A 1605-nucleotide genomic window follows, 5' to 3' on the forward strand; every position below is an offset into this window, starting at 1 on the left:
CCCGCCGTAGCGTCTTGCTTTCCGAAGGCCCACGGCTCTCACCGATGCTGAAGCCTCCCGGTCAGGCCCGTCCGGGGCTGACCGCCGTAGCCTTGCGGCCACACTGGCAGGGGAGAGCGCATGGTCGGGCGCCGTAGCCCCTCCCTTTCGGATCGCTCACGGTCCTCGCCGCCTTCCTTCGGAGCACGCATTCTTTCTGGCCGCTCACGATCCCGTCCTGAAGAGCGGAGGGAACAGGAAGCCGGATGGCTCATGCTCTCGCCTGGGAGAACAGGAGGAAGCGCTCCCCCGTAGGGGGCGCGGTGAGCAGAAACCGTGAGAACAGCAAGGAGGGGACGTACAGAGCAGAGGGAGAAAGAGGGCAGGGTGAGGGGGAGTGGACTGATCATTCGGGTCGGTATCGGGTCTGAGGTCAGCTTGGATGGGCCTTTATGGTTGCGGACATGAGCAGTGTGCTGACGGATGTCGCTTCCGAGGGGCGCATGAGCCCCCTTCTCCTGGCCAACCGGAACGCCGCCGCCCTCTGGACGGCGCTCGCGCAGGTCCGAGGGAACGAGGTGGTTCAGCGGCCCGGCTTCGTCGGCGTGAAGGGGAGCGAACGGGGCGGGACACGGATCCTGCTGCTCGGCCCGGACCCGGACGAGGACGATCTCGCCGCGTTGACGGAGCTGGTCCGGGACCGGCGCGACGGCAAGGTGGTCGTCGAGGACCAGTTCGGTACGGTCGACCTGGGAGATCTCGGCCTGACCTCGCGGCGGCTACCCGTCATGATCCGCGACACCGCTCCGCCGGGGAGCGCCGGCGGCGCCTCCTCCAGCCCACCCGCCGTGGAGATCGTCAGGGCGGATTCGGAGAGCCTGCTGGAGACCGTGGAACGGGTCGTGGTCCACGGATTCCCGCTGGAGGGCTTCCTGCCCTGGCGTCCGGGTGAGGTTTTCCCCCGGACCGTGCTGGAGCGGCAGGACGTCGAGTTCTTCCTCGTCACCAGGGACGGCGTGCCCGCCGGCGCCTGCATGGTGATCCTCGACGGCACGGTCGGCGGCGTCTACTGGGTCACCACCCTGCCCGAGCACCGGTCGCGCGGAATCGGCCGGATGCTCATGCACGCCGTACTGGAGCGCCTGTCCGGCCTCCCCGTCACCCTGACCGCGGCCACCGCAGGCAAGCCGCTCTACGACTCCCTGGGCTTCGACGTGATCACCCAGGCCACCTGGTGGTCCTGACCATCGAGACCTTGCCGACCTTCCTCCCGCCGTCCCCGCTTTTCCGGAGACCAGCGGCTCGACGCCTCACCCTCTCCTCGCACTCCGGGTCGAGAAGCCCTCTCTTTCTTCTCCGGCTCTTTTTCTCCGGGTCGGGAAGGCCGTGAATGACCGGTCCTCCCTCTTCGGAACGGAGTCGTGGATGACGGGGAAGAGCGAATGATCCGGAAGGGGGCGGGGGCCGTGGGCGGTCCGGAGGGGAGGGACTACGGTGCCCAGCCCTGCGCTCTTCCCTGTCAGTATGGCCGCAAGGCTACGGCGGCCCGCCCTGAGCCGGGATCAACGGTTGGCTTCAGCATCGGTGAGGGCCGTGGGCCGCCGGAAAGCGAGAAACTACGGCGGA

At 68.3% G+C, this 1605-nt stretch carries 1 protein-coding gene; it reads left to right on the plus strand.

Annotated features, from left to right (window positions below):
• The first annotated feature begins 443 nt into the window (after positions 1–443).
• Positions 444–1223, plus strand: coding sequence for a GNAT family N-acetyltransferase (locus ACFYSC_RS36830; protein ID WP_389971033.1), 780 nt, complete (start codon positions 444–446; stop codon positions 1221–1223).
• Positions 1224–1605 lie beyond the last annotated feature (382 nt).

It is taken from the genome of Streptosporangium sp. NPDC004379 (genome assembly GCF_042873875.1).
Classification (GTDB): Bacteria; Actinomycetota; Actinomycetes; order Streptosporangiales; family Streptosporangiaceae; genus Streptosporangium.